24 protein-coding genes, 1 tRNA gene and 3 pseudogenes are annotated in these 25,899 nt (G+C 72.5%); 15 read left to right on the top strand and 13 right to left on the bottom strand.

Annotation, left to right across the window (positions count from 1 at the left end; translation table 11 throughout):
• The 6 genes and pseudogenes from Q1K26_RS24710 to Q1K26_RS24685 all read right to left on the bottom strand — a co-directional run.
• Positions 1-612: pseudogene (locus Q1K26_RS24710) on the bottom strand (hypothetical protein); the annotation flags it as partial.
• Positions 613-624: 12 nt separating this feature from the next.
• Positions 625-2,118 carry an SCO6880 family protein gene (locus Q1K26_RS24705; RefSeq protein WP_300017778.1) on the bottom strand — a complete coding sequence of 498 codons (1,494 nt, stop codon included), beginning with the start codon at positions 2,116-2,118 and terminating at the stop codon, positions 625-627.
• Entirely contained in the window at positions 2,115-3,269 is a 1,155-nt protein-coding gene (locus Q1K26_RS24700) for a hypothetical protein (protein WP_300017776.1), read from the bottom strand. Before Q1K26_RS24700 ends, Q1K26_RS24705 begins: the two co-directional genes overlap by 4 nt.
• Positions 3,266-3,865 carry a hypothetical protein gene (locus Q1K26_RS24695; protein WP_300017773.1) on the bottom strand — a complete coding sequence of 200 codons (600 nt, stop codon included), beginning with the start codon at positions 3,863-3,865 and terminating at the stop codon, positions 3,266-3,268. The genes Q1K26_RS24700 and Q1K26_RS24695 overlap by 4 nt, the downstream gene beginning before the upstream one ends.
• Complete coding sequence (locus Q1K26_RS24690; protein ID WP_085913773.1) at positions 3,862-4,125, bottom strand: hypothetical protein; 264 nt, start codon at positions 4,123-4,125, stop codon at positions 3,862-3,864. The genes Q1K26_RS24695 and Q1K26_RS24690 overlap by 4 nt, the downstream gene beginning before the upstream one ends.
• The gene (locus tag Q1K26_RS24685; RefSeq protein WP_300017770.1) at positions 4,122-4,691 is read right to left on the bottom strand and encodes a hypothetical protein; all 570 of its coding nucleotides are present in this window, start codon (positions 4,689-4,691) and stop codon (positions 4,122-4,124) included. Before Q1K26_RS24685 ends, Q1K26_RS24690 begins: the two co-directional genes overlap by 4 nt.
• A gap of 681 nt (positions 4,692-5,372) precedes the next feature.
• Here Q1K26_RS24685 and Q1K26_RS24680 point away from each other — a divergent pair.
• The 9 genes and pseudogenes from Q1K26_RS24680 (at position 5,373) to Q1K26_RS24640 (ending at position 14,647) form a co-directional block, all read left to right on the top strand.
• Entirely contained in the window at positions 5,373-5,900 is a 528-nt protein-coding gene (locus Q1K26_RS24680; RefSeq protein WP_300017767.1) for a hypothetical protein, read from the top strand.
• A gap of 301 nt (positions 5,901-6,201) precedes the next feature.
• Positions 6,202-6,459 carry a hypothetical protein gene (locus Q1K26_RS24675; protein WP_300017764.1) on the top strand — a complete coding sequence of 86 codons (258 nt, stop codon included), beginning with the start codon at positions 6,202-6,204 and terminating at the stop codon, positions 6,457-6,459.
• Entirely contained in the window at positions 6,456-7,514 is a 1,059-nt protein-coding gene (locus tag Q1K26_RS24670) for a site-specific integrase (RefSeq protein ID WP_300017760.1), read from the top strand. Before Q1K26_RS24675 ends, Q1K26_RS24670 begins: the two co-directional genes overlap by 4 nt.
• Before the next feature lie 262 nt (positions 7,515-7,776).
• Positions 7,777-8,475: pseudogene (gene istA, locus Q1K26_RS24665) on the top strand (IS21 family transposase); the annotation flags it as partial.
• A 71-nt stretch (positions 8,476-8,546) separates the two neighbouring features.
• A complete protein-coding gene (locus Q1K26_RS24660; RefSeq protein WP_300017757.1) occupies positions 8,547-9,839 on the top strand; it encodes a tyrosine-type recombinase/integrase in 1,293 nt (430 codons plus the stop codon).
• Positions 9,839-12,301, top strand: coding sequence for a site-specific integrase (locus Q1K26_RS24655; RefSeq protein WP_300017754.1), 2,463 nt, complete (start codon positions 9,839-9,841; stop codon positions 12,299-12,301). The genes Q1K26_RS24660 and Q1K26_RS24655 overlap by 1 nt, the downstream gene beginning before the upstream one ends.
• Before the next feature lie 29 nt (positions 12,302-12,330).
• Positions 12,331-13,248 (top strand): annotated as a pseudogene (locus Q1K26_RS24650) (IS21 family transposase); the annotation flags it as partial.
• A complete protein-coding gene (gene istB / locus Q1K26_RS24645; RefSeq protein WP_300017751.1) occupies positions 13,245-14,084 on the top strand; it encodes an IS21-like element helper ATPase IstB in 840 nt (279 codons plus the stop codon). The pseudogene Q1K26_RS24650 and the gene istB, both read left to right, overlap by 4 nt.
• Positions 14,085-14,335: 251 nt before the next feature.
• Entirely contained in the window at positions 14,336-14,647 is a 312-nt protein-coding gene (locus Q1K26_RS24640; protein ID WP_300017748.1) for a hypothetical protein, read from the top strand.
• Between the two features lie 17 nt (positions 14,648-14,664).
• On the opposite strand, the gene Q1K26_RS24635 is transcribed toward Q1K26_RS24640, so the two are convergent.
• The 5 genes from Q1K26_RS24635 to Q1K26_RS24615 all read right to left on the bottom strand — a co-directional run bounded on the left by Q1K26_RS24635 (position 14,665) and on the right by Q1K26_RS24615 (position 18,559).
• Entirely contained in the window at positions 14,665-15,834 is a 1,170-nt protein-coding gene (locus Q1K26_RS24635; protein WP_300017745.1) for an XRE family transcriptional regulator, read from the bottom strand.
• Entirely contained in the window at positions 15,834-16,574 is a 741-nt protein-coding gene (locus tag Q1K26_RS24630; RefSeq protein ID WP_300017742.1) for a hypothetical protein, read from the bottom strand. The genes Q1K26_RS24635 and Q1K26_RS24630 overlap by 1 nt, the downstream gene beginning before the upstream one ends.
• Before the next feature lie 285 nt (positions 16,575-16,859).
• Positions 16,860-17,900, bottom strand: a complete 1,041-nt coding sequence (locus Q1K26_RS24625) for a site-specific integrase (RefSeq protein WP_300017739.1) — start codon at positions 17,898-17,900, stop codon at positions 16,860-16,862.
• Entirely contained in the window at positions 17,897-18,262 is a 366-nt protein-coding gene (locus Q1K26_RS24620) for an AbrB/MazE/SpoVT family DNA-binding domain-containing protein (RefSeq protein WP_300017736.1), read from the bottom strand. Before Q1K26_RS24620 ends, Q1K26_RS24625 begins: the two co-directional genes overlap by 4 nt.
• Positions 18,263-18,472: 210 nt before the next feature.
• A tRNA-Leu gene (locus tag Q1K26_RS24615) sits at positions 18,473-18,559 on the bottom strand.
• Between the two features lie 89 nt (positions 18,560-18,648).
• Here Q1K26_RS24615 and Q1K26_RS24610 point away from each other — a divergent pair.
• The 4 genes from Q1K26_RS24610 (at position 18,649) to Q1K26_RS24595 (ending at position 22,876) form a co-directional block, all read left to right on the top strand.
• Complete coding sequence (locus tag Q1K26_RS24610) at positions 18,649-19,965, top strand: M20/M25/M40 family metallo-hydrolase (protein WP_300017733.1); 1,317 nt, start codon at positions 18,649-18,651, stop codon at positions 19,963-19,965.
• On the top strand, positions 19,965-20,735 hold the full coding sequence (locus tag Q1K26_RS24605; RefSeq protein ID WP_300017730.1) for an SDR family NAD(P)-dependent oxidoreductase: 771 nt from the start codon (positions 19,965-19,967) through the stop codon (positions 20,733-20,735). The genes Q1K26_RS24610 and Q1K26_RS24605 overlap by 1 nt, the downstream gene beginning before the upstream one ends.
• Positions 20,735-21,721: an NADPH:quinone oxidoreductase family protein gene (locus tag Q1K26_RS24600; protein WP_300017727.1), complete on the top strand. Its 987-nt coding sequence runs from the start codon at positions 20,735-20,737 to the stop codon at positions 21,719-21,721. Before Q1K26_RS24605 ends, Q1K26_RS24600 begins: the two co-directional genes overlap by 1 nt.
• Positions 21,722-21,829: 108 nt before the next feature.
• Entirely contained in the window at positions 21,830-22,876 is a 1,047-nt protein-coding gene (locus tag Q1K26_RS24595) for an iron-siderophore ABC transporter substrate-binding protein (RefSeq protein WP_300017724.1), read from the top strand.
• Positions 22,877-22,886: 10 nt separating this feature from the next.
• Here the strand turns inward: Q1K26_RS24595 and Q1K26_RS24590 are convergent, their stop codons facing one another.
• The gene (locus Q1K26_RS24590; RefSeq protein ID WP_300017721.1) at positions 22,887-23,126 is read right to left on the bottom strand and encodes a DUF5703 family protein; all 240 of its coding nucleotides are present in this window, start codon (positions 23,124-23,126) and stop codon (positions 22,887-22,889) included.
• Between the two features lie 124 nt (positions 23,127-23,250).
• Positions 23,251-24,195, bottom strand: a complete 945-nt coding sequence (locus tag Q1K26_RS24585) for an aldo/keto reductase (protein ID WP_300017718.1) — start codon at positions 24,193-24,195, stop codon at positions 23,251-23,253.
• A gap of 51 nt (positions 24,196-24,246) precedes the next feature.
• Here Q1K26_RS24585 and Q1K26_RS24580 point away from each other — a divergent pair, with 51 nt between their 5' ends.
• Together Q1K26_RS24580 and Q1K26_RS24575 are read left to right on the top strand one after the other, a co-directional pair.
• Positions 24,247-25,068 (top strand): undecaprenyl-diphosphate phosphatase, encoded by an 822-nt coding sequence (locus Q1K26_RS24580; RefSeq protein ID WP_300017715.1) that lies wholly within the window; start codon positions 24,247-24,249, stop codon positions 25,066-25,068.
• A gap of 126 nt (positions 25,069-25,194) precedes the next feature.
• Positions 25,195-25,893, top strand: coding sequence for a histidine phosphatase family protein (locus Q1K26_RS24575; protein WP_300017712.1), 699 nt, complete (start codon positions 25,195-25,197; stop codon positions 25,891-25,893).
• Positions 25,894-25,899 lie beyond the last annotated feature (6 nt).

Here is a 25,899-nt window from a genome sequence, read left to right as displayed (position 1 = left end):
GAGGTCCAGCGCCGCTCCGAGCAGACGCCGTTCGGTCACGTCGGGTTCGTCGCGCCGGACTATGGTGATCAACGCTTCGAGCAGGGTCAGTCGCCGCGCCCGCAGGGTTTCCAGCAGCCGGGTGCGGTCCGCGGCCGGCGCCGTCAGCAGCGCCGCGCGCAGTGGGCCTGCATCGAGCGGGTTGAGTGCCTGCAGACCCCGGCCGAGGTGCCACACCGAGCCGCCCAGCGCCGTGACGAGCGGGGTGTACTCGCCCTTGACGTCGCCGGGGATGACCGCGCGCATCCCGAACGCCACGAGGCCGGCGAGCATGCGTTTGGTGATCGAGGACTTCCCGATCCCGGGTTGGCCCTGCACCCACACGCCGGTGTTGGACACCAGGCCGGAGCGCAGCCAGTGCGCGGGGTCGAGCCCGATCGGTTCGGCGGTGTGCAGGTGGCGTCCGATCGGCACTCCGCGTACGTCGCAGCCCGACGGGGTGGCGAAGGGGAACAGGCCGCAGATCTGGCTGGTGGTGCCGGCGAACCGGTTCCCGGCTTCGACGTGTCCGGCGCGGCCGCCACCGGGGACGGCCCATCCCCACGAGCGCGGCACCGGATCTGTGCTGTTCATGCGGTTCTCCGATCAACGTCCGCGGCGGTGGGTGAGCAACTCGGCCGGGTCGATCCCGACGCCGAGGGCGGCCGCGAACCCGGCGGCCTGGGCGCCGCGCAGGCGGCGCAGCCGCAGCTTCGACTGGCCAGCGCGTTGCTCGACGTCGGCGACCGCGGCGGGCAGGTCGTCGTCGTGCAGGACGGTCGTGGTGACGTAGAGGGTGAACCGGCCGACGCCGGCGCCCTGGGCTTCCTCGCGGGCGGACTGCAGCGCACGGGCACGGTCGTCGCGATCGCGTTGGGTCTCGTCGCGGCGGGTGCGTTCCGCCCAGGCGCGGCGGACCTGCCCGGAGGTGACCTCGTTCTCGACCTTCGCCGCGGCCTGCTCGGCCGGGTAGGGCTGATACAGCCACGTCGTGCGGCGCGGGAACGGACCGGGCGCCAGCAGCGGGGCAAGCACACCCGCGCCGACGGCCTGGCGGGGGGCCTCCCGCAGCGCCCAGGTCACCGACAGCCCCCCCTCGTGGCGGTAGCTGTCCCAGCGCTCCCGGGCGGCGACCGGGCCGGCGTCGCGCCAGGCGAGGACCGAGTCGGACTCGTCGAGGCGGGCGATGTCGGGGCGCAGGTGCGGGTCGAACGCGGCGCGGATGCGGCCGGTGAGCCAGCCGGTGCTGGCGCGGCCGAGGATCGCGACGCCGCACGCGGCCAGGTTGTTCTCGATCGCGGGCAGGCGGCGGCCGACCTCGACCGCCGCGGCGAGCAGGTCGGTGGGCCGCGGTGTGGCGCGGGCGGGGTCGAGGCAGATCGCGACCCGGGCGTCGATGTCGGCGGTGCTGGCCGGGGTGAGCTCGGCCAGCTCGTCGACGATCCGTCGGGCCAGCGCGGGCGCGGCCGGGTCGAGCGCGCGGGCGATGTGGTCGCGCACCGTGGTCCCACCGGCCGGGGCGGTGTCGATGGTGACCGCGATGTGGCGGGTCAGCGGTAGGTAGCCCAGGTCGGCCAGCAGCGCACCCCAGGCGGCGACCCAGGCGTCGGCGCGGTCGGGGTCGGCGAGGTCGAGCCCGATCGGGGAGCAGCGCAGGACCGCCGTCAGAGTTCCGGTCCGGCGGTGCCACAGCAGGGCGTGGCGGGCGCCGCGCCCGTCGTCGACGTCGAGCGGGTGCAGCGGCGCCAGCACCCCGGGCAGGTCCGCCGCGCGCGGGTGCTCGGTGAGCACCCCGGCGGACAGCTCGGTCCACCCGGCCGCCTGGGCGCGGTGGAACCCGGCTCGGCGCAGGACGACGTCGGTGGCGCTGACCCCGCCGACCCGGACCACCACCCCGGCGACGACGATCATCGAAGCGCCCAGCAGCGGGAGGGTCGCTGACGGGAACGCGGACACCGCGAGCAGCGGGGCCAGCACGGCCAGGAACAGGGCGATCGTCGCCGCGGTCGACAGCGATCCGATGCCCCAGCCGCGCTCGGCACGCCAGTTGCCGTACAACCGAGGCCCGCTGTCCGGGCCGGGCGGGTTGTCGACGCTCATCCGGGGTCACCGCCTTCGGGTGGCCCGGTCATCCCGCCGGCTGCCGCGCGCACGGCCGCTGCCCCGACGACGCCGGCCGCCGCCGCACCCCCCACTGCACCGGCGCCGGTAGCAGCGCCGGTCCCGGCTGCTGTCGACCCTCCGGTGGCCGCTACGGGCGCGGCGCCGGCCGGGGTCGGGGAGCCCCCGAACGTTGCATAGGAGCCGGGCCCGCCGTTCTCCATCGCGGCGGCCCGGTCGACTGCGCCGCGCCCGTAGCCCTGCGACATGGCGACCGCGCCTGCGGCGCCGAGGAACCCCGAACCGCCGCCACTGCCGCCGCCGATCTGGGTGCCGGACCAGGCGAAGAACTTCAGCAGCACCGGCATCGCGATCACCGCGAGCAGCAGCACCATGATCCCGGTGATCATGGTGCCGGCGTTCCCGGCGTGGGCGGCGTTCGGGGAGGACAGGTAGGAGAACCCGATGTAGTAGATGAACGCGGCCGCGGGCTTGTAGGCGACCATGGCGAGCAGCCACACCATGATCTTGTCCAGCCAGCCCCGTGTGGAGCGGGTCAGCGACCCGGACGCGGCCAGCGGGAGCATCGCGGCCAGCACCAGCAGCCCGGCCTGGCGCATTGCCATCAGCACCCACTGCACGAGCGAGAGCACCGCGGCGATCAGCGACACCAGCAGCACCAGGAACGTGGCATCCCCGTCGACGAGGACGTCTTCCATCAGCAGCGCGAAGTTGCTCGCGGCGCCGTCAAGAAGCTGGCTCGCCAAGGCGTCCCCCGCGCGCAACGCGATCTCCAGGGCCACGAGACCGAGGGCGGACACCACCGCGAAGCGGATGAGCCCGGTCGCGACCATGACCAGCGGCTCGCCCTTGCGGGAGAGGATGATCCGGATCGACTGCACCAGCACCGACCCGACGAGGATGATCAGGATCAGCTCGCGGGTGGCGTCCTGCGCGGCGGCGACGGCAGGGTCGCGGGGATCGATGCTGTCGGTCTCGACCCACCACGTCGCGGTGGTCACGACCAGCTCCGCGGCGCCGCGGGCGACCTCGGCCACGATGCCCTGGAACGCCGATCCGATGGCCTGCCCGGTCTGGCAGCCCAGGTCGAACGTGCCGCATTCCTGGGCGGGCTGTGCGAGCGCGGTCATGGCGTCGGCCCCAGCAGCCGGTAGCCGGTGGTGTCCGGATGCAGGTTCGGGCGTCGGACGGGTACACGCAGCTGCCAGTCGTCGCCGACCCAGCGCAGGGCGGCATCCACGCGGGAGTAGCCGCCCATCGTCCGGGACTGCGCGGTGTCGGCCAGCAAGGACACCACGACGTGGTCGCCGCCGGCGTCCCCGGCGATCACCCGGAAGTACATGGTGCTCGGGGTGAGGTCTTCGTGTACGGCTGTGTCCGGGCGGGGCAGCGTCGTTGCCAGACGCTCCCGGGCGGCTGCGACCTCGCCCCAGCACTGCTGCTCCAGCGTTGCTTCCACGACGGGGGTATCGGCGGCCGCGGTGACGCGCGGTCCGATGTGGGTAGCAGCGAGGGCGGCCCCCAGCTCGTCGTGGCTAAACCCGATCGCCCGGCCGTCGAACTCGTGGAACGGGCCGTACCGCTGCGACGATGCGGCGACCCCGCCCGGCACGGCCACCAGCACCACCAGGTCCGGGGCGACGTCGGAGGCTGGTGGTGCGGTCGCGCAGCCGAGCGTCGCGGTGAGGACCGCGGCCAGGCACAGGGAGGGGCGGAGGCGGCTCATATCTGGAACGCCCCGACCAACAGTGCGGCGACCGATGCGAGCGCGAGGCCGCCGATCACCCAGGCCGACCCGACGAGGCCCTCGTAGGCGGTGGCCGACCGGTTGCGCCGCCCGATGATCAGCATCAGCGCGCAGATGAAGATCCCGAGCACCCCGGCGACGATCACTCCCCACTTGAGCCAGCCGAGCAGCTCGCCGGCGAGCTCACCGAGTCCCGGCGGCGCCACGGGTGCGGGGTTGGGCACGCTGGCGAGGTTCATGGGGTTCTCCTGAGTGTCGAGGTGTGGGCGGCCCGCCCGGGGATCGGGCGGGCCGCGGCCGGGGAGCGGGTGTCCAGCGCGGCGCGCAGGTCGTGGGCGGCGTCGGCGTAGCGGCGCAGGCTGCGGGGCAGCTCGGTGCGTGGCACGGCGAGCAGGCCGCGGACCTCGTCGAGCGGGACGGCGAGCTCGCGCCAGCGGCGGACGAACGGCAGCACGATGACCGCGGCCGCGTGTGGCTCCAGCAGGCGTAGCCGCGCGGTCACCGGGCGGCTCGGGCCCGACGCGTCGGCTGCCGTGATCGCCAGTACCGGCTTGCGGCCGGTCGCGGCGGCGACGAGTTGGGCGGCGCGTCCGGCGCGGATCAGGGAGTCGCCGGTGGCTCGGCACACCAGCACGTCCACCGCACGACCGACGTACACGCCGCGGTCGGCGGCGCCGATCGCGGTCGCGACGGTGGTCGCGCCGACCCCGCCCGCGACGCCCGCGACCGACAGCCGGGTCCGCCGTTCCGAACGTGACTCGTGGCGTGTCGCCCACGCCCGGGGCGTCTCTGCAGCTGCCGTCATCGGAGCACCTCCCTTCGTCATTGAGGAGGAAGCGTCCGAACGTGGTGCTGCGGATGCGTGGTCGTTGCGTGGTCACGCCGCGGCCGCGTGCGTGCGACCACGTATCGACCACGGCTCAGCCACCCGCGAGCGCCAAGGTGGTCACCCGTCGTTCGAGGAGGCTTCGGTGACGATCCGCCGCGTGGTGATCGCCGGCCGGGCCGCGCGTGAGGAGCGGCGCTGGCAGCTGGTGGAGAACTTCTGCTGTCCGGTTTGTCGACGGGCAGTTCGGGCTCGGGCTCCCGGCTACTGGAAGGTCGCCGACGGTCCGGTGCCTGCCTGGTCGCACCGCGACGGGCGGGCGCTGTGCCGCATCCGGACCGACGAGGGCGTCCGCGTCGTCGACCCCGATTCCCCGGTACGCCACTCGCCCTGTTCGGGTCGATCGGCGAGGAGGTCCGGCGGCGCCTCAGCGCACCTGACCGGGCTGCCCGGCCGCGAGCACCAAGGGTTGTTGAGCAGCGTCGCCTTCGATCCCGCACTTGCGCTGGTCCAGGTCCTCTCGGTGCAACCGAGCGCGGCAATCCGGTGGTCGATCCGTGGTCGGGCCGACAACGGATCGACCACGCTGCCGCCGACCCGTCACCGGATCCTGCATCGAGGCCGCAATCAGGGGCGCAGCGCGCGGAAGGGTGAAGCGGCATGGCATGGGTCCACGACACCGGGTACGCGCCAGCCTACGACCACACCGGCTACCCGGTATCGGTCCTGCTCGACGGCACCGAGACCGCCAGTTCCTCGGCCCGCACCGCCTCCGAGGTGATCGGCTGGCGCTCGGCGTGCGAGTGCGGCTGGCGGGGCATGGAGTTTTACCCGCGCAGCGAATGGCCCAGCCGCACCGGCAGCGCCCCCGACGGCGTCGACGGCTGGGAGACCGGCACCGCCGCATTCGCCGAGTGGGAGCGCCACCTCGACCGCGTCCTGCCCGAACTCGCCGTCCACGACCTCGCCAGGCAGCTCGCCGACGTCGAGGAACGACTCGAGGCCGCCGTACAGGCGGCACGGTTCGCCGGTCTGTCGTGGTCACGCATCGGCGCAGTCGCCGGTACGACCCCGCTCCGGGCCGCTCACCGGTGGGAGCCCCCAGGTCAGCACTCCCGCGCGACCGCCCCCGACAGGTCGGCGGTTTGTGATCTTCACAGGCCGCGCGGGCCGCACGGCTCGCCATGACCACGCCACAGCAGCACGCTGACAACGGAACAGGTCACCGCCGCCGCGAGCCTTTGTCGCAGATCGGTCCTGAGGAGGCAGCATGCAGCACCGAGCACCCGAGGTCGGTGCCCGGCGAGTGCCGCACGAGTTGAATGGCGGCGAGCCTGGCGGTGACGTACCGGTGAGGCTGCAGCGGATCCCTGAGTCGAATCGGCTGCCTGCCCGGGAGCCGCCGCTCTGCGTGACCACGACGCCCGATCGGGCAGGTCGGATCGCGGATCGCTCGCCGCTTCGACACCTGGGATGGTCCCGGCAGACCGTGACCCGGTTCGACGTTCAGAGCAACGCCGTGGTCGTGGTCACGGCGGACGGCAGCACGTCGTCGATCACGAGCCAGGGGCATCTCCAGATACCGCTCGCCGTCCGGCGGCGGTGCCGAATCGAGGCCGGCGCACGTCTGCTCATCGTGGCCTGGACGGGCACCGGCACGCTCGTCATCTGCACGGCCGCAGCCGTCGAGCGGATGGTACTCGCGGAGTTGTCCGTGCTCGGCACGCGTGCCGGAGGTCGCTGGTGACTGCGAACCGGCTCGACACAGTCCGTGCGCTGCTCGACCAGCTGGGTATCTCGCCTGAGGAGCTGCTGGGCGAAGGTGGCTCCCATCGCTCGACGCGCATGCCGACGATTGCCGAGTACGTCGACCTGGTCGCGGTGGCCGTGTCGCCCGGAGCGCACCGGGTGTACGGGACCTACTGGCGCCGCGTATCCGAGATGTGGGGTCATCGACGGCTCGACGAGCCGACACCCACCGAGATCCAAGAGCTTGCCGAGCAGATCAAGTCGGAGGCCGTGGTCCGTCGCAACTCACGCGGTGGCAGGACGGCGGCCGAGCACCTGATCGGGGCACTGCGCTGCCTCTACCGCCATGCGGTCGCGGACGGCCTGATCCGCGCTGAGCGGAATCCGGCAACGGCGGTCGCGAAGCCGAGGAGGCTGGCGAGCACGCGCCGTGCCCTTCCCGACGCGCGGCTCGCCGAGATCAACGACGTCGCGGGATCGACCGGCAACGATCCGGACCTGGACATGTTGCTGCTCCGGCTGCACACCGAGACCGCGGCCCGGCGCGGTGGGGCACTGGCCCTGCGGCGGTCGGATCTCGATGTCGAGCAGTGCCTGATCCGGCTGCGGGAGAAGGGGGAGACCGTCCGCTGGCAGCCGGTCTCGCCCACGTTGATGCGTCGGCTGCGCGAGCACAACGCCGAGCGTGGTGGCTCTGTTGACGGTCCGCTCCTTCGCTACCGGTCGGGACGTCCGATCAGTGCCCGCCGATACGATCACCTGTGGCAGCGGCTGGGGCTGCATCTTGCTTGGGTGCGGACGCAGCAGGTCTCCACGCACTGGTTGCGGCACACGACCTTGACGTGGGTGGAACGGAACGCCGGCTACGCGGTCGCTCGGGCCTACGCGGGGCACAACGGCAGCCGGGACGTCGGCGTCACCTCGACCTATGTGCGCGCGGACATCACCGAGGTCGCTGCCGCGCTCGCCGCGCTGTGTGGCGAGCCGCACCCGCTTGCCCCTGCCGTCGGGGAGGGCGGCCGCAGTCCACTGGTCGAGCCTCGCAAGGGTTGATGCATGCACGGGAGCCCGGCGGCCGCGCTCGACCGCTGCAGTCACGAAACCCTGCTCACGACGGTGCCTGGAGATCGGGGCCAGGGCCGATCGGCCCCGCCCCGCCTTACGCGCCGCGTTGGCCCTGTCAGTCTGATTTGGCCCCACCGTGACGGCCTGATTTGGCCCCACCTCCGACACGCCGGGCACCCGTTATGACGGTCTGATCTGGCCCCACCCCGAAGGCTCGCCGTGTTGCTGGCGGTGTTCGGGAGGGGCGGAAGTGGCGAGGTCGAAGGTGGAGTTGTTCGAGGCGATACGTCGCGACGACCGGATCGAGCAGTTGTCGGTGCGGGCTCTGTCGGACAAGTACGGGGTGCATCGGCGGACGGTCCGGCAGGCCCTGGCGAACGCGGTCCCGCCCGAGCGCAAGACCCCGGTGCGGGTGGCGCCGAAGCTGGCTCCGGCGAAGGCCCTGATCGACGCGATGCTGACTGAGGACCTGACCGCGCCGCGCAAGCAGCGCCACACCGCCCGCCGGGTCCTGGCGCGGCTCGTCGATGAGCACGAGCTGAACGACCTGACGTACTCGGCGGTGCGGGACTACGTCGCGAAGCGCCGGCCCGAGATCTGGGCTGCCGCGGGCAAGGGTGTCGAGGACGCGTTCGTGCCACAGACCCACGAGCCCGGCGCCGAGGGTGAGGTCGACTTCGCGGATCTGTGGATCGATCTGGCCGGGGTCCGGACGAAGGTCTTCTTGTTCACCATGCGGCTGTCGTTCTCGGGCAAGGCGGTGCACCGCGCCTACGCCACCCAGGGTCAGGAGGCGTTCCTGGAGGGCCACTAGGCGGCGTTCGAGGTGTTCGGCGGGACCCCGATGTTCCACATCCGCTACGACAACCTCAAGGCCGCGGTGTCGCGGGTGTTGTTCGGCCGGACCCGCACCGAATCGACCCGCTGGGTGGCGTTCCGGTCCCACTACCCGTTGACTGAACTACTGGCGACGTTTCCGCAGCTCAGTGACCATTTGGGAGGTCGGTCGTTGAGGCAGCCATGCAGGAGTCCACGGACCTCGCCGCGTTGGTGGTGCCCCAGGTCGGGCGGCTGAGCGCCACCGGTGATGAGTGGGAGCCGTTCCGGCTCCTCGACGCCGACGGCCACGAGGTGGAGGCGGTCTCGGCGTTCCTGCGGGACTTGCAGGCGGCGGGTCGGTCACCGGCCACGGCCCGCTCCTACGGGCTGGACCTGTTGCGGTGGTTGCGGTTCTTGTGGGCGCTCGGGGTCGGTTGGGAGCGTGCGACGCGGGTCGAGGCCCGTGATTTCTGCCGTTGGCTGCAGATCGCGGGCAAGCCGCCGCGACCGCACTGGCGCCGCCGCGACGGGTCGGCGAGCACGGACACCGGCGGCGCGACGGTGGCTGCGCGCGGCCGGCGACCGTATGCGGCGTCGGTGCGCGCGCACAACGAGACGGTGCTGCGCGGCTTCTACGAGTTCCACCTCGACGCGGGCAGCGGGCCGATCGTCAACCCGTTCCCGCTGGACCGCTCGCGGCGGGGCCGGCGAGCGCATGCCCATCACAACCCGATGGAGCCGTTCCGTGACCAGCGCTCGGGGCGCTACCGGCCGGCGGTGCCGGCGCGGCTGCCGCGCAGCGTCCCGGACGCGGAGTTCAACGAGATCTTCGCCCGGCTCTCATCGCACCGGGACCGGGCGTTGGTCGCGTTCTACGTCTCGACCGGGGCCCGGGCATCGGAGCTGTTGTCGGTGACACAGCGCGATGTCGACCCGGGCCGGCAGACGGTCTCGGTGATCCGCAAGGGCAGCCGCGAGGTGGCGCTGCTGCCCGCGTCCAGCGACGCGTTCGTGTGGTTGCGGCTCTACCAGCTGGAGATGGAGGGAGCGATCCCGATCGGGCGCCATCAGCCGCTGTGGTGGACCTCGCGCCGCCCGCCGCGGCCGCTGACCTATCACGCGGCGCACCGCATGTTCGAGCGCGCCGTCACCCGCGCTCACGGCACGGCGGGCGGGGCGGGGACCGCCGCTGGGATCGGCGCTGGGATCGGCGCTGGGCCGGGGGCGGTGACGTTGCACGCGCTGCGACACACCGCGGCCTACCGGATGGCCGAGGACCCCGCCCTGCCGTTGACCGACGTCCAGTTCGTCCTGGGACACGCCCAGCTCTCGACCACCCAGATCTACCTGACCCCACGCAAGGAGGAAGTGATCCGTCGGGTGCTTGCCCACCACGACGAGCAGACCCGCCGAGCCGCCGAACGAGCCCGACCCGCCCCTGCACCGGGCTACCGACCCGAGACGCTGCAGGTCCTCTTCGGCGGTGGTGGGTGATGAGCCTGACCGTGACGGCGCCGGTGCTCGCCGAACGGGTCCCGGCCTCGGCCCCGTCGACGTCGACGACGCTGCCGCTGCCGGTGACCGCCGGGCTCCTCGCCCGAACGGCGGGCTCGGGCTGGGCGGTGACCGGCGCGGAGCGCGCAACGGTCTGGGAGCGGCTGACCGGGCCACCGTTCGTCGAACGCGGCGCGCGCGGGCGGCATCCGGGCGCCTACGGGCGCGGGCTGGGGCTGCTGCTGGACTGGCTGGGGGCCCAGCCGGGGGCGACCTGGCAGGACCGGTGGCTGGCCAGCGGCGTCGACACCGCGGGCCGGACCTGGCGGGAGGTCCCGATCGCCTGGCTGCGCGAGCGCGGCCACCACGCCCGCTGGCACCACGACGCGTTCTTCAAGGCGCTGCAGGCCACGATCGCCGCGGACCTGATCCGGCCCTCACCGGGCTGGCTGGTCGTCGCCCGATTCCACAGCAGCTCGCTGGTCAACATGTTGGCCCGGTGCCGCGATGCCGACGGGTTCGCCCGGTTGCGGGCGTTGTGTTGCGCCGACCCGGACATCTCCCCGGCGGCGGCGACCCGCACCGCCTACCGGGCCGCGCTGATCCTGGCGGCCAAGGGAGGCACGCTGGCCGAGATCACCACCGGTGACGTGGTCGAGCTGCTGGAGGTCGAGGCGGCCGCGCACGGCACCGCGGTCGGCGCCACGCATCTGTTCTACCGGGTGCTGCACACCATGGGGGTGCTCGGCGACGACGCGCCGGCCACGCTGCGCGAGCTGCGGACCCGGGGCCAGCTGCGCCCCGAGGAGATGATCGACCGCTACCGGCTGGTCTGCGGCCCGATCCGCGAGCTGCTGGTGGACTACCTGCGCGAACGCCAACCCGCCCTGGACTACAACAGCCTCGAGTCTCTCGCCAACTACCTGGGCAAGCTGTTCTGGGCGGACCTGGAACGCCACCATCCCGGCATCGACAGCCTGGCCCTGCCCGCCGATGTCGCCGAGGGCTGGAAGCAGCGGCTGCGCACGGTCACCACGACCACCCGCGGCCCGGACGGTCGTCGGGTCCAGACCCGCACGGCGCGGATCAACTACCGCGAGTGCCTCACCCCGGTGCGGGCGTTCTACCTGGATCTGGCCCACTGGGCGGTCGAGGACCCGGCCCGCTGGGGACCCTGGGTCCTGCGCTGTCCGGTCGGCAGCGAGGAGATCAACCGGCGCAAGGACAAACGGCACCGCAAGTCCCGGATGGACGCCCGGACCCGGGAACGGCTACCCGTGCTGCCGGTCCTGGTCGGTTGCGTCGATCGACGCCGCCGCGACGCCGCTGCGCTGCTCGCCGCGGCCATCGCCACCGCGCCCGACGAGTCGTTCACCGCCGCCGGTCAGACCCTGCGGCGGGTCGCCCCGGCCCGGTCGGCCCCCACGAAGGTCTGGGCCGAGGACCCTGTCACCGGCCAACGCCGGGACCTGCACCGCGAGGAGGAGTACGCGTTCTGGGCGTTCGCCGCAGTCGAGGTGCTACGCGCCACCGGCGTCCGGATCGAGGAACTCACCGAGCTGACCCACCACAGCCTGGTCCAATACCGGCTGCCCAGCACCGGCGAGGTCGTCCCGCTGCTGCAGATCACCCCGTCCAAGACCGACACCGAACGGCTGCTGCTGGTCAGCCCCGAGCTCGCCGACGTGCTCTCCGCGATCATCTCCCGGGTCCGCGACCACACCGGCGCGATCCCGCTGATCGCCGCCTACGACAGCGGCGAACGCGCCTGGTCACCGCCGATGCCGCTGCTGTTCCAGCGCCGCTACGGCTTCGAACACCGCCCGATCACCGCCCAGGTGATCCGCGACATGCTCACCGCCGCCCTGGCCCACACCGGGCTGATCGACCCGGCCACCGGCGGGCCGCTGCGCTTCACCCCGCACGACTTCCGGCGCCTGTTCATCACCGACGCCATCCTCGCCGGGCTACCACCGCACATCGCCCAGCTCATCGCCGGCCACCAGGACATCAACGTCACCCTCGGCTACAAGGCGATCTACCCCGAGGAAGCCATCGCGGCCCACCTCGCGCTGCTCGCCCGCCGCCGCGCCCTGCGCCCCGGCGAGGAATACCGCGTCCCCACCGACGAGGAGTGGACCGAGTTCCTCGGCCACTTCGAACGCCGCAAGGTCTCCACCGGAACCTGCGGACGCGCGTTCGCCACCCCCTGCATCCACGAACACGCCTGCATCCGCTGCCCGATGCTCTGGCCCGACCCCACCCAACGCCAGCGGCTGGTCGAGATCCACGACAACCTCACCGCCCGCATCGCCGAAGCCCGACGCGAGGGATGGCTCGGCGAGGTCGAGGGCCTGCAGGTCAGCCTCGCCGGCGCTCAGGACAAACTCGCCCAGATCGACCGCCGCGCCCGCCCGGCGACCGTCGACCTCGGTATCCCGCCGATCACCACGAGCGGCTGAACGCACACGCCCGCAACGAGCCTCTGAAGATCAAGTTCAGAGAACATGGCTTCGAGTCGTTCTACTGCCGTCCCGGCGTCGAGGGCGCCCACGAGAAGGGCGGGGTGGAGGGTGAGGGCGGCCGGTTCCGCCGCAACCACCTGGTCCCGGTCCCCAAGGTCGACACAGTGGCCGAGCTCAACGCGCTGCTGATCGGCTACGACCTGGCCGATGATGCCCGCCGGATCAGCAACCGCACGATGAGCGTCGGGCAGCACTTCGCGTTCGAGGCGACCTTGCTGCGGCCGTTGTCGAGCGAGCTGTTCGAGACCGGTCTGGCGTTGACCCCGCGGGTCGACCGGTACTCCCGGGTCACCGTCCGGCAGTGCTTCTACTCGGTCCCGGCCCGGCTGATCGGCCATCAGATCCGGGGCGTCCTGCATGCCTCGGAACTGGTGCTGTTCAGCGGCCGCACCGAGGTCGCCCGCCACGAACGGGCGAGGGTGCGGGGCAGCGAGACGCTGGTGCTCGACCACTAGCTGGAAGTGCTGGTCCGTAAGCCCGGTGCGCTGCGCGGCGCGACCGCGCTGGTCCAGGCCAGGGCCGCCGGGACGTTCACCGCCGCGCATGAGGCGTTCTGGGCCGCGGCTCGCAAGGCCCACGGTGACGGCGGCGGCACCCGCGCCCTGGTCGAGGTCCTGCTGCTGCACCGCCACCACACCCACGCTGACGTCGTCGCCGGCATCACCGCCGCGCTGGGAGTCGGCGCGGTCAGCCCCGATGTGGTCGCTCTGGAGACCCGCAAGCACGCCCAGCAGCACGCCGCCCCCGCAACGACCGATCCGGTGGTGGTCAGCCTGCAGGCCCGCCGGCTGGCCGAGATGACCGACCAGCTCCCGCTCGATCTGCGACCGCCACCGTCGGTCGCGGTCTACGACAGCCTGCTCACCGGAACGAGGGACGCATGACCGCCACCACAAGCACGACGACCACCAGCACAACCGGCGCGACCCGACGCCCGAACAGCACCGGCCGGCAACCCAGCGAGCAGGCCATCGACGCCGCGATCGACAGCGCCACCCGGCTGCTGCGCCTACCGACGTTGCGGGACCGCTACGGCGAGTTCGCCGACGCCGCCGGACGTGAGCACCTGTCCTACCGGGCGTTCCTGTCCGAACTGCTGCTCGCCGAGTGCGACGACCGTGAACAACGCCGCGCCGCCCGCCGGGTCGCCGAAGCCGGCTTCCCCCGGCCCAAGAGCCTCGCGGACTTCGACTTCGCCGCGAACCCCGCGATCAACCCCGCCACCATCAACACCCTGGCCGGCTGCGGCTGGGTCAGCAAAGGCCAGTCCTTGTGCTTGATCGGCGACAGCGGCACCGGCAAGAGCCACCTGCTCATCGGGCTCGGGACCGCCGCAGCCCAGACCGGTCATAAGGTCCGCTATGTCCTCGCGGCGAAGCTGGTGAACGAGCTCGTCGAAGCCGCCGACGAACGCCAGCTGTCGCGGACCATCGCCCGCTACGGCCGGGTCGAGCTGCTCTGCCTCGACGAGCTGGGCTATATGGAACTCGACCGCCGCGGCGCCGAGTTGCTCTTCCAGGTCCTGACCGAACGCGAGGAGAAGACCGCAGTCGCGATCGCCAGCAACGACAGCTTCAGTGGCTGGACCAAAACCTTCACCGACCCACGGCTCTGCGCCGCCATCGTGGACCGCCTGACCTTCGGCGGGAACATCATCGAGACCGGGACCAGCAGCTACCGCCTTGCGCACGCCCGCGGGCAACGAGGCCGGAATGCGTGACGCTTTCCCCCTACCCCCCAACAGTGACGGACTTGAGCGGACCGGGCTGCAATGCCAATGCTGCGGTCGGACCACCATCCTGAGCGTCGAAGGGCTGTACTCGACCCCCGCCCGAGGCAGCAGCCAACGGTTCTGCTCGCCGGCCTGCCGCCAAGCCGCCTATCGCCGCCGCCAGGCCCAGGTTCTGGAGAACGCCCCCGCTCAACCCCGCGGCGGACGAGGACGACAGCTCAACCCCTCCCGAGCAGCAGGTGGGGCCAGATCAAGCCGTCACCCTGGGGCCAGATGAGGTTGACACGGCCACCGCGTCGGGCGACGACCAGGTCCCCGCTCTGTACGAGCACTTCCAGGAGCGGCGGGCCGACGCCGCTCGCCGGGTCGTCGACCTCCTGGTCCCGCCGCAGCGCGCCGATCAGCCGGCCGGATACCGCCGCCGACCTGCTCTGGCTGCTCATAGACCCGGCACGCACCACGCGCTGGTGCACGAGTGCGGCTGGACCGAGCAGCGGATGGCGGACTGGCTGCACGCCACCGTCGCCCGGCACCTCCTCGCAGCGAGCTAGCTGGGTGTCCACTCGGCCTAGACTCGATGCGACCACGATCGAGGCGCGGTCGTGGCTGCTGCGGCACGAACGGTCGGGCGGGTGTCGGAGCCGGCGGCGATGACCGCTCGCAGCTGTTCGACCGGCAGATTGTTGTCCTGCGCGATGGTGTTCAGGTGGATGCCGGTGCGCTCGAGAAGGTCGGCGGAGGCGCCGAGCACGCTTGGCGCCTCGGGCGGGCCGAGCGAGGCGATCTCGGGGTTTCCGCGTTGCGCTAAGTCCTGGTTGGCACGCCGGTAGACCATCGGGGACATGATCCCGAGGGCGTGGGCCCGATACACCAGAGCGCGCACACTGGTACCCCACTTGCGCTTGGCCAGGATGAGGCGCTCGAGGTCGTAGCGCGAGGGCAGATCGGGCGCAACCTGCTCGGCCGGCATCAGGAACTCCGCGGCAAACCCCTGGGCCTGACCCTCGACAATCTTCGAACCGGGCTCGACGTCGTGGTGCATGACCAGGTGCCCGAGTTCATGGCTGGCGTCGAAGCGGCTGCGAACGAGGTCGTTCTTCAATGGCGACAACAGCACCAGCGGCCGGTGACCGGCCTGAGTGGAGAAGGCGTCGACGCGGGGGTCGACGAAGTCCTCGGGTAGCCGCAGCACCAGCACCCCGCAGGCTTCGAGCAGCCGGGCGACGTGCGCGACCGGGCCCGGCGGCACGCCCAGCTTCTCGCGCGTGTGCCGCGCGGCCGCGGCCACGTCGTCGTGGCCGGGGTCGGCGGGCAGCGCCACCCAGGGCAGGTCGACCGCCGGGAGGTCGACGTAGGTCTCGACGACCTCAGCGACCCCGAGCGCGAGCTCGCCGAAGGCGAGGGCTTGGTCCCGCGAGAGCGCCGGGGTCGAGCGCAGCGATCGGAAATGTGCGGCGTGCCCGGGCAGCGTTGGCACGGGGTGGTTGCGGCGGAAGAACTCGCCCGAAACCCCGAGGGCTAGCCCGAGCTCGGCGGCCACGGGCGCAGTAGGGCGGGATTGGCCGCGCTCGAACTGGGAGATGGCCGCGGGGCTGAGCTCGAGGCGCCGAGCCAGCTCGGCCCGGGTGGTCCTGGCCAGACGCCGGGCGAGGCTGAGCCGGTCGCCGTCGAAGTCGGCGACAACGCCGGCGGCCCGCCGTCGCCGCGCGGCTCGCTGGGCGTCGCTCTCGAGGCCCATCAGCTCGCCGACGGGCGCCGGACCGGCTTCAGCGTCACCGGCGCCTCGGGGGCGGGCCGGGTGTCGAACCGCGTCGGCGAGGTCGGGTTGCCACCCTCGGGTCGGGCTCCCCGGCCGACTTCGCCCTCGTCGCGCCACAGCGCGGTGACCGCCATCCATGGGTGGTTGCCCTCCTGTCCGGCCTCGTCAGCGCTGGGAACCGCGAACCAGCCCGCGGTCCGCCCGGTCGCGAGATCCCCGCGGTAGACGACCATGGTGTGACCGAGCACGTCCGGGTGCTGCCCCATCGTCTCCATCCCCGGGAAGGGCGTGGCGAACGCGGGCACGTAGGCGGCCCGGTTCTCGCGGGCGGCGGTGCGACGCACGAGGCTGCGCTCCGACCAGCGCATCGCGTCCCACTGTGGGTCCTGCTCGGAGTTCGTGCGCGCCTTCATTGGGTGCAGCGCCAGCCCGGCCGCGTTCACCAGCAGCGACTGCTCCGGCGCCGACACCGTGACCCCGCGTGTCCTCCACAGCTCCTGGTGATCGTGGTACTCGCGCAGCATCAGTTCTCGCAGGTTCTCCGACTGCGTCACCCCGAGCGACCTCGGGGTGTCTCCGGCGTTCGGGTCGTAGCCGTCGGCGTTGCGTCGCCACGACCGGCCGACGGTCTGCTGTAGAAGCCGGGCTATCCCCAACGCACGCAGCTCCACCACCTTGGCCTCGGCCCACTCCGACACCTGCGCGTCATACTCGGTCACGTTCAGAAGTTAAGCAGATCGCCATCCAGGAACCTCGCGGAGGTAGCAGAACTGCCCTAATCGTGTAGATGAGCATCCCTGTGGAGCTAGGGTGATCGGGCAGCGGACACGACGATGGCCGCATCACTGCGGCGCATGCTCCAGTCACCCGTACGCGCAACACACGCTGGGAATCTACGCGCCCAGGACGGCGCGCTGCGGCGATGACGGCGGTTCCTGCCCGGGCGCCTTCGGGCGAGTCGTCTGGACCGGCTCGACGCCGTCTCCAGCACCGTCGGCGGGGGCTCATGCAAGTGGGTGGGGTTCGTCGGTGAGCGCGGCGAGCGCGGCAGCGACCTCCTGGACGGTGGCCCGCACGTAGGTGGCGGTGGACGAGCCGTCGCCGGCGCCGTCGGTGTGGCCGGCGTAGGCGTGGGCGACGGCGAAACCGCAGTTCCGCTCGACCCAGGTGAGGGTGGTATGCCGCAGCCAGTGGGTGGAGATCTGCTGGGCGGCTACCCAGGGCAGCGCCTCGCCGATGCGCGTCCACAGGTGGTCGTAGCGGCGTCGGGTGATCGGACGGCCCGATGCGTAGCGCAGCAGTTGGTCGTGGGGGCCCGATCCACGCTGCTCGATGTGCTGGCGCAGGTGAGTCATGAGGGTGGGGGACACCGGTTGCCAGCGGACGGTGCCGGCCTTCTCCCGCAGGAAGATCAGGCATTGGGTGGAGTCGAGATCCTGAGGGCGTAGGGCGAGGGCGCCGCCGCGGCGGCAGGCGGTCTCGATGTGCAGGCGCAGCAGGAGGGTGTCGAGGGCGGGGTCGTCCCCGGTGGTCGCCGCAGCGTGGTGGATCTCGGCCAGGCGGGCGTCCGGGACGGCCTGGCGGGTGCTGGGCAGCCGGCGGGGCTTCGGCACCTTCCGGGCGGGGTTGTCCGCCGGGTCGATCAGACCGTCGTCCTCGGCGTGGCGGTAGAGGCAGCGCAGCGCGGCGATGAGGTGTTCGGCGGCGCTGCGCCCGCCGCGGTTGTTGCGGCGGGCCACGACGTGGGTCTTGGTGTGCTCGACGAGCTGCTTGATGTCGGTGGGGGTGATCTCGTCGAGGCGGTGGTCGGGCCAGCGGTCGACGACGCGGTTCCAGTACGAGCCGTACACCCGGCGGGTGCCGTCGCCGACCGCGTCGCGGACACGGGGGACGTACTGGGCGAACGTCGGGACCGTGGCTCGGGGGCGGGGCGTGGTGAGCAGGTCGGCGGGGGTGATGCCCATGCGGTCGAGCAGCAACCGGGCGGCGTCGAGCTCGGCGCGCCTGGCGTGGTCTGCGGCGGGGTGTGGCTGCGCCGTGGTCATGGCGTGGCTCCGCTCAGGATGGCTGCGTGGTGGGCATCGAGCAGCGCGCCCAGCGCGGCGGGTGGGTGCAGAAGGAGCCGGCCGGCGGACGGGTCGGCGACGAGGAGCACCCGGTCGCCGGGCATGAGGCGACAGGCTCGGCGCACGCCGACCGGGAGGCGGAGGTAGCCGTCGTTGCCGACGCGGGCCGTCGCGTCGTCGCGGGCGACGACGAGGACGGAGCCGGAGACCAGGGTCAGGGCGAGCGGGTGGCCGGGACCCCAGTGCAGGGCGCGGAGCACGGTGCGGTCGGCGAGGCGGCCGTACTGGTCGAGTGTCGCGAGGCCGTACTCCGCTTCACAAGCAGTCGGGCAGGGCAGCACAGGGATCGGTATCGGTCGGACGGCGCCCGACCCGCGCCCCGGGACTCCGCCTGGGCTGCGCAACCGGGTCGAGGGCAGGGCGGGGACGATGGTCGATGTCACCACCTCGACCTCCGGCAGGAGGCACGGCAGGATGTGGCGGATGCGGACGGGAGGTGCTCAAGTGCGCTTGAGCACAGGTACGTCGGGTGTTGCAGGGATGCAACTGCGTGGTGTCCGAGGGGGGACTTGAACCCCCACGCCCTTTTGGGGCACTAGCACCTCAAGCTAGCGCGTCTGCCATTCCGCCACTCGGACCGAGCGCAGCCGGGGCTGCGCTTCGGTCAGGAGGATAGCCGACCGGTCCGGGGCCGGTCGTCCTCGGGGGTCGGTGGTAGGAAGGCCGCGTGACCCGCACCGACACAGCTGAGGCCGAGGTCGTCGAGCTCTGCTCCGAGCTCATCCGGATCGACACCACCAACACCGGCGACCCCGCCACCGTCACCGGCGAGCGGGAGGCGGCGGAGTACGTCGCGGCCAAGCTCGTGGAGGTCGGCTACGAGATCGAGACGGTCGAGTCCGGTGCCCCGCGGCGCGACAACGTGTTCTGCCGGCTCAAGGGCGCCGACCCCTCGCGGGGGGCGCTGCTCGTCCATGGTCATCTCGATGTCGTGCCTGCCGACCCGTCGGAATGGTCGGTGCACCCGTTCTCCGGCGCGGTGCGGGACGGCTACGTGTGGGGGCGCGGGGCCGTCGACATGAAGGACATGGTGGCGATGACGCTCGCCGTGGCGCGGCGGTTCAAGCGCGACGGGGTGGTGCCGCCGCGCGACATCGTGTTCGCGTTCGTCGCCGACGAGGAGGCGGGCGGCAAGTACGGAGCCGGGTGGCTGGTCGAGAACCGGCCGGACCTGTTCGCCGGGTGCACCGAGGCGGTCGGGGAGGTCGGCGGGTTCTCGCTCACCCTGGCTGAGGACAAGCGGGTCTACCTCATCGAGTCGGCCGAGAAGGGCATCGCCTGGATGCGGCTGCGGGCGCGCGGCAAGCCGGGGCACGGCTCGTTCCTGCACGAGGACAACGCCGTCACCAAGGTGGCCGAGGCCGTCGCGCGGCTGGGCAACCACACCTTCCCGCTCACGCTCACCGACACGGTGCGTGCCTTCCTGGAGCAGATGTCCGAGCTCACCGGGCTGGAGTTCCCCGAGGACGACCTGGAGGGCTCGCTGGCCAAGCTCGGGCCGCTGGCGCGGATCGTCGGGGCCACGATCCGCGACACCGCCAATCCCACGATGCTCTCCGCCGGGTACAAGGCCAACGTCATCCCGTCCTCGGCCGAGGCGGTCGTCGACTGCCGGGTGCTGCCGGGGCGCCAGGAGGCGTTCCTGCGCGAGGTCGACGAGCTGCTCGGGCCGGACGTCACCCGGGAGTGGGTCACCGACCTGCCGCCGGTGGAGACCCCGTTCGAGGGGCCGCTGGTGGAGGCGATGGCCGCGGCGCTGCGTACCCAGGACCCCACCGCCGCCACGGTGCCCTACATGCTCTCCGGTGGCACCGACTCCAAGCACTTCGCCCAGCTCGGCATGCGGTGTTTCGGCTTCGCGCCCCTGCGGCTGCCGCCCGACCTCGACTTCGCGTCCCTGTTCCACGGCATCGACGAGCGCGTGCCCGTCGACGCGCTGACGTTCGGTACCCGCGTGCTGGACACCTTCCTCCGGAGCATCTGATGGACCTGAACGGCAAAGCGGCGCTCGTCACGGGCGGGGCGTCGGGGATCGGCGAGGCCGCGGTGCGACGACTGGCCGCGGCCGGAGCGGTCGTCGCGGTCGTCGACCGCGACGAGGAGCGGTCCCGCGCACTGGCCGGTGAGATCGGCGGGCTCGCGCTGCCCGGCGACGTCACCGACCCGGACACGATGCCGATGGTCACCGAGATCGCCGAGAGCCGGTTCGGGCACCTGGACATCGTGCTGCTCAACGCGGGCATGACGGCGGGACAGTCCGGGATCGCGGACCTCGACGTCGAGGCGTACCGCAGGATCATGGGCGTCAACGTCGACCACGTGGTGTTCGGGCTGGCCGCGGCCGTGCCCGCGCTGCGCCGCGCCGGGGGCGGCGCGATCGTCGCCACCGCGTCGCTGGCCGGGCTGCTGCCGATGCCCGGCGACCCGATCTACACGCTCACCAAGCACGCCGTGGTGGGCTACGTGCGGTCGGTGGCGCCGCTGCTGGCCGCCGAGGCCATCCGCGTCAACGCGGTCTGCCCCGGGTTCGCCGACACCCCGCTCATCGCCCACGCGAAGGCGCAGTTCGGTGACTTCCCCCTGCTCACGGCGGACGACGTGGCCGCGGCGATCGACGACGTCCTCGACCGCGGCGAGCCGGGGGAGTGCTGGTTCGTGCAACCGGGGCGGGAGCCCGCGCCCTACGGGTTCCGCGGGGTACCGGGGCCGAAGGGTGCCGGGGCGCCGCCCGCGGTGTCCTGGGAGGACCACTGATGCGGGGCTGGCAGGTCCGCGCACTCGGCGAGCCGTCCGAGGTGCTGGAGTTCGGCGAGCTGCCCGACCCGGAACCCGGGCCGGGGCAGGTGCTCGTGCGGGTGCACGCGGTCGCGTGCAACTTCCCGGACATCCTGGTCTGCCAGGGCCGCTACCAGGAGAAACCGACGCTGCCGTTCACCCCGGGCCTGGAGATCGCCGGTGAGGTCGTCGCGGCCGGGGACGGCGCACGGGCCGCGGTCGGCGACCGCGTGCTCGGCACCCCGCCGATGGGTCGCGGCGGGTACGCCGAGCTGGCCGTGCTCGACGCCGCGTCCACCTTCCCCTGGCCGGACGGCATGACGGCGGGACAGGCGGCGGGGCTGTTCGTCACCTACCAGACCGGGGTGTGCGCGCTCGCACACCGCGGGCGGCTGCGGACGGGGGAGACGCTGCTGGTGCACGCGGCGGCCGGTGGCGTCGGCAGCGCGGCGGTGCAGCTCGGGAAGGCGCTGGGCGCGCGCGTCGTCGGCACGGCGGGCGGGCCGGAGAAGTGCGCGGTGGTGCGCACGCTCGGCGCCGACGAGGTGATCGACTACACCGGCGAGGACGTCGTCGCGCGGGTGAAGGAGCTCACGGACGGGCGCGGCGTGGACGTGGTCTTCGACCCGGTCGGCGGCGACATCTTCGACCTGTCGCGGCGGGTCGTCGCGTTCGAGGGGCGGATCCTGGTCATCGGGTTCGCAGGCGGGCGGATCGCCGAGGCGCCGACCAACCACGTGCTCGTCAAGAACTACGAGGTCGTGGGCGTGCACTGGGGTTTCTACCGCACCATGGCGCCGACCAGGATCGACGAGTGGCAGGCGGTGGTGAACGAGCTGTGGGCGCGCCGCGCGATCGACCCGCTGGTGGGCGCCGAGCTCCCGCTCACCGACGCCGTCGAGGCGCTGCGCCGGCTCGGCTCGCGCGGCACGACCGGCAAGGTCGTCCTCGTCCCCTCGTGGTGAGGCTAGCGTTACCCAATCAAGGGTTGCCTAAACTAAATTCACCGTTCACTCTGTGGTGACCCAGATCGTCGGGATCAACGGCGATCTCTGTGCCACGGAGAGTGATGAATGTCGGCCATGTCCTGTCGATCCACGCCGAACGCCGTCAGCGGCCTCACCCGTCGTCGGCTCATCGGTGGGGCGGTGGCGGCGATCCTGCTGGCCGGCTGCTCCGGTCCGGCCACCGACGGGGGTGAGGAGGCGGCGTCCGGGGCCGGTTTCCCGGTCAGCATCGAGCACGCCTTCGGCTCGACCACGATCCCGCAGGAGCCGGTCCGGGTGGTGGCCTGGGGGTGGGGCAGCGCCGACGCCGCGATCGCCCTCGGGGTGGTCCCGGTGGCCATCCCGTTCCAGGCCTACGGCGGCGACGAGCAGGGCGTCCTGCCGTGGATCGCCGAGGAGCTGGAGCGCCAGGGTGCCCCGATGCCGGAGGTGCTGCCCGACGCCCAGGACGCCCCGGTCGAGGCGATCGCCGCGATGAACCCCGACGTCATCCTGGCCCCCTACTCCGGGATCACCGACAGCGAGTACGCGCTGCTGTCCAACATCGCCCCGACCGTCGCCTACCCCGAGCAGCCCTGGGCGACCCCGTGGCGGGAGACCATCCAGATCGTCGGCAACGCCCTGGGCCGCCCGGACCGGGCGCAGGAGCTGCTCGCCGGGATCGACGAGGAGATCGCCGCGCAGGCGCAGGCGCACCCGGAGTTCCAGGGCCGGTCGGTGGCCGTCGTCTTCGACTACGCCGGCACGTTCTCGGTCTACAAGCCGGCTGATCCCCGGGTCCAGTTCACCCTCGACCTCGGGTTCGAGCACGCCGAGAGCGTGGACCGGCTCGCGAACGGCGACGAGACGTTCTACTACGACCTCAGCTACGAGCGACTCGGCGAGCTCGACAGCGACATCCTGGTCAGCTACGCGGACTCCGCGGAGCTCTCCGACACCTTCCTGGCCTCGCCCCCGGCCCAGCTGATGGAGCAGGTCCGCGCGGGCGCCGTCGCCGAGGTCGTGGGGCAGGACTTCGTCGCGTCGGTCGGTCCGCCGACCGCGCTGTCGCTGACCTGGGGGTTGGAGGACTACGTCGCCCGGCTGGCGGAGGCGGTCGGCAACCTCGGGTGAGCGGCGGTCCTCAGACCGAGAGCTCCGGGAGCATGTGCGTGCTGCGGCGCCTGCGCAACCACACCTTGCGCACGCCGCCGGGGTAGAGCCGCACGCGGGAGAGCTCCCACCCGCCGAACTCGGCCTGGATCGCCAGCCGCACCGCTGCGGTCATCCGGGACACGTCCCCCGGAAGCTGCAGCGGGCGGTACTCCCATTCCCCGTCGCTCGGGTCTCCCTCGATCTCACCGGTAGGTCGGCTGCGCGCCACCGGCTCACCTCCCGTTCCCGCGTTACGCCGTGGTGAACGGCGGATGGCACCACACGATAGGCCCGGTCACGCGCCGGGGCCAGGGACCTGACGGTCCCAACTCGACGGTCCCAGCTCGTCGGTCTCAGCCCGGTTCGCTGACGTCGTCGAGCGCCGCCCGGATCTCCGCGGGCAGCGTCACCGACTCCGTAGCCATCGATGCGGCGAGCTGCGCGGCGTCGCGGGCCCCGACCACCGCCGCCGCGACGCCGGGCAGGTCCCGCACCCAGGCCAGCGCGACGGCCAGCGGGGACGTGCCCAACCCGTCGGCGGCGGTGAGCACCGCCTGCACGATCCGACCGGCCCGCTCGGTGCGCCGCGTCTCGACGTAGGGGGCGAGCGAGGCCGACGCACCGCGGGAGTCGGCGGGGGTGCCGTCGGCGTACTTTCCGGTGAGCACGCCGCGTCCGAGCGGGGCCCACGCCAGCAGCCCGACGCCGTGGTGCAGCGCGGCGGGCAGCAGCTCGGCCTCGACGTCGCGGACCAGCAGCGAGTACTCCACCTGCGCCGACACCGGCACCGTCACCGCGCCCAGGGCGCGCCCCCGCTCGGCCACCGTGGCGAGCTGCCAGCCCTTCGGTGCGACCAGCCCGGCGTAGCGTGCCCGGCCCGACATGACCGCGACCTGCACCGCCGACAGGGTCTCGTCCAGCGGCACGGTCGCGTCGAAGGCGGGGAGCTGCCAGAGGTCGAGATGGTCGGTGCCCAGTCGGGTGAGGGTGGCCTCCAGGCCGGTGAGCAGGGCGCCGCGGGCCGGGCCGTCGCCCAAGGGGCCGCCGGGAAGGGTCGAGCGCCCGGCGATGACGACGTACTCGCGGGGCACCGAGGCCGCCAGCACCGCGCCGAGCGTCTCCTGCGCGGCGCCGTCGCCGTAGCCGTCGGCGGTCTCCACCAGGCTGCCCCCGGCGTCGACGAACGCGGTGAGCTGGGCGGTGGCGGCGTCGAGGTCGGTGGCCTCGCCCCACGTCATGGTGCCGAGGCCGATGCGGGACACCTCCAGCCCGCTGCTCCCGACCCGTCGCCGCCGCATGCGGGGAGCCTACGGCGGGTGCGATCACCGACCCCAGTACGGTCGCTCCACGTGACGTGGCTCGAAGTTCTCGTTCTCGGACTGGTGCAGGGTCTGACGGAGTTCCTCCCGATCTCCTCCTCGGCCCACCTGCGGATCACCTCCGAGGTGTTCTTCGGCCGCGACGCCGGCGCGGCGTTCACGGCGGTCACCCAGCTGGGCACGGAGGCGGCGGTGGTCGTCTACTTCGCCAAGGACATCGGGCGCCTGGTGGCGGTCTGGTTCCGCGGCTTCCGCACGCCGATGGTGCGTATCACCGACGACTACAAGATCGCCTGGCTGGTGATCATCGGCACCATCCCGATCGCGGTGCTGGGCCTGCTGTTCGAGGACCAGATCCAGACGGTGGGCCGCAACCTGTGGCTGATCGCCGTCTCGCTGATCGTCTTCGGGCTGCTGCTCGGGCTGGCCGAGCGCGTCGGGCGCCAGCAGACCGAGCTGCGCAAGATCACGCCGCGGACCGGCATCGCGCTCGGGTTCGCGCAGGCCATGGCCCTGATCCCGGGGGTGTCCCGCTCCGGTGGCACGATCACCGCGGGCCTGTTCCTCGGCATGACCCGCCCGGCCATCGTGCGCTACTCGTTCCTGCTGGCGATCCCGGCGGTGTTCGCCGCCGGGCTGTTCCAGATCCCCGACGTCTTCGCGGGCGACGGGCCGAGCCCGGTCCAGATGATCGTGGCCACCGTCATCGCCTTCGTGGTCGGGTACGCCTCCATCGCCTGGTTGCTGCGCTACGTGGAGGGCCACAGCGTCTACCTGTTCGTCTGGTACCGCGTGGCCCTGGGCGCGGTGCTCCTGGTCGCCCTGAGCGCCGGCTGGCTCTCTGCGGTCTGACCCTCGCCCCCGGGTCGCAGTGGTGTGGCTCCACTGCAACCGGGTCGGAGTGGGGCCACGCCACTGCGACGTCGGGGCGGGGTGCGCTGCGGGCCGGGTCCGGTGATCGGCACGTAGGGTCGTGCTGTGACCACCCTGATCCTGCTGCGGCACGGCCGGTCCTCGGCCAACGTGTCCGGCGTGCTCGCCGGGCGCACGCCGGGCGTCGAACTCGACGACACCGGCCGCGCGCAGGCCGAGAAGGTCGTCGGGCGGCTCTCCGGGGTGCCGATCGCGGAGATCGTGTGCTCGCCGATGCTGCGCTGTGAGCAGACCGTCGCCCCACTCGCCACCGAGCGGGAGCTGGCACCGCTCACCGAACCCGACCTCGCCGAGGTCGACTACGGCAGCTGGACCGGCTCCGAGCTCAAGAAGCTGGGCAAGGAACCGCTGTGGAAGGTGGTGCAGGGCCACCCGTCGGCCGCGGTGTTCCCCGGCGGCGAGGGGCTGGCCGCCATGCAGGCCCGCGCGGTGGCCGCGGTGCGGCGCCACGACGCCCGGATCGCGGCCGCGCACGGCCCGCAGGCCGTCTGGGTGGCGTGCAGCCACGGCGACGTCATCAAGGCGATCCTGGCCGACGCCCTGGCCAGCCACCTCGACAACTTCCAGCGGATCATGGTCGACACGGCCTCGATCAGCGTCGTGCACTACACCGAGACCCGGCCGTTCGTGGCGCGGGTCAACGACCTCGGGGGCGACGTCGCGGGCCTGATCCCGCCGCCGCCGAAGAGGCGCCGCCGGTCCGCCGCCCGCAGCTCCGACGCCGTGGTGGGCGGTACCACCTGATCCGCG

This window comes from Pseudonocardia sp. (assembly GCF_029263155.1).
Classification (GTDB): Bacteria; Actinomycetota; Actinomycetes; order Mycobacteriales; family Pseudonocardiaceae; genus Pseudonocardia.
This window is presented reverse-complemented; position numbering and strand designations above follow the sequence as displayed.

Coding starts and splice junctions, on each gene's coding strand:
- Q1K26_RS24705 (WP_300017778.1), bottom strand. CDS start 2,118: ATGAGCGTCGACAACCCGCCCGGCCCGGACAGCGGGCCTCGGTTGTAC.
- Q1K26_RS24700 (WP_300017776.1), bottom strand. CDS start 3,269: ATGACCGCGCTCGCACAGCCCGCCCAGGAATGCGGCACGTTCGACCTG.
- Q1K26_RS24695 (WP_300017773.1), bottom strand. CDS start 3,865: ATGAGCCGCCTCCGCCCCTCCCTGTGCCTGGCCGCGGTCCTCACCGCG.
- Q1K26_RS24690 (WP_085913773.1), bottom strand. CDS start 4,125: ATGAACCTCGCCAGCGTGCCCAACCCCGCACCCGTGGCGCCGCCGGGA.
- Q1K26_RS24685 (WP_300017770.1), bottom strand. CDS start 4,691: ATGACGGCAGCTGCAGAGACGCCCCGGGCGTGGGCGACACGCCACGAG.
- Q1K26_RS24680 (WP_300017767.1), top strand. CDS start 5,373: ATGGCATGGGTCCACGACACCGGGTACGCGCCAGCCTACGACCACACC.
- Q1K26_RS24660 (WP_300017757.1), top strand. CDS start 8,547: ATGCAGGAGTCCACGGACCTCGCCGCGTTGGTGGTGCCCCAGGTCGGG.
- Q1K26_RS24655 (WP_300017754.1), top strand. CDS start 9,839: ATGAGCCTGACCGTGACGGCGCCGGTGCTCGCCGAACGGGTCCCGGCC.
- istB (WP_300017751.1), top strand. CDS start 13,245: ATGACCGCCACCACAAGCACGACGACCACCAGCACAACCGGCGCGACC.
- Q1K26_RS24635 (WP_300017745.1), bottom strand. CDS start 15,834: ATGGGCCTCGAGAGCGACGCCCAGCGAGCCGCGCGGCGACGGCGGGCC.
- Q1K26_RS24625 (WP_300017739.1), bottom strand. CDS start 17,900: ATGACCACGGCGCAGCCACACCCCGCCGCAGACCACGCCAGGCGCGCC.
- Q1K26_RS24605 (WP_300017730.1), top strand. CDS start 19,965: ATGGACCTGAACGGCAAAGCGGCGCTCGTCACGGGCGGGGCGTCGGGG.
- Q1K26_RS24600 (WP_300017727.1), top strand. CDS start 20,735: ATGCGGGGCTGGCAGGTCCGCGCACTCGGCGAGCCGTCCGAGGTGCTG.
- Q1K26_RS24595 (WP_300017724.1), top strand. CDS start 21,830: ATGTCGGCCATGTCCTGTCGATCCACGCCGAACGCCGTCAGCGGCCTC.
- Q1K26_RS24585 (WP_300017718.1), bottom strand. CDS start 24,195: ATGCGGCGGCGACGGGTCGGGAGCAGCGGGCTGGAGGTGTCCCGCATC.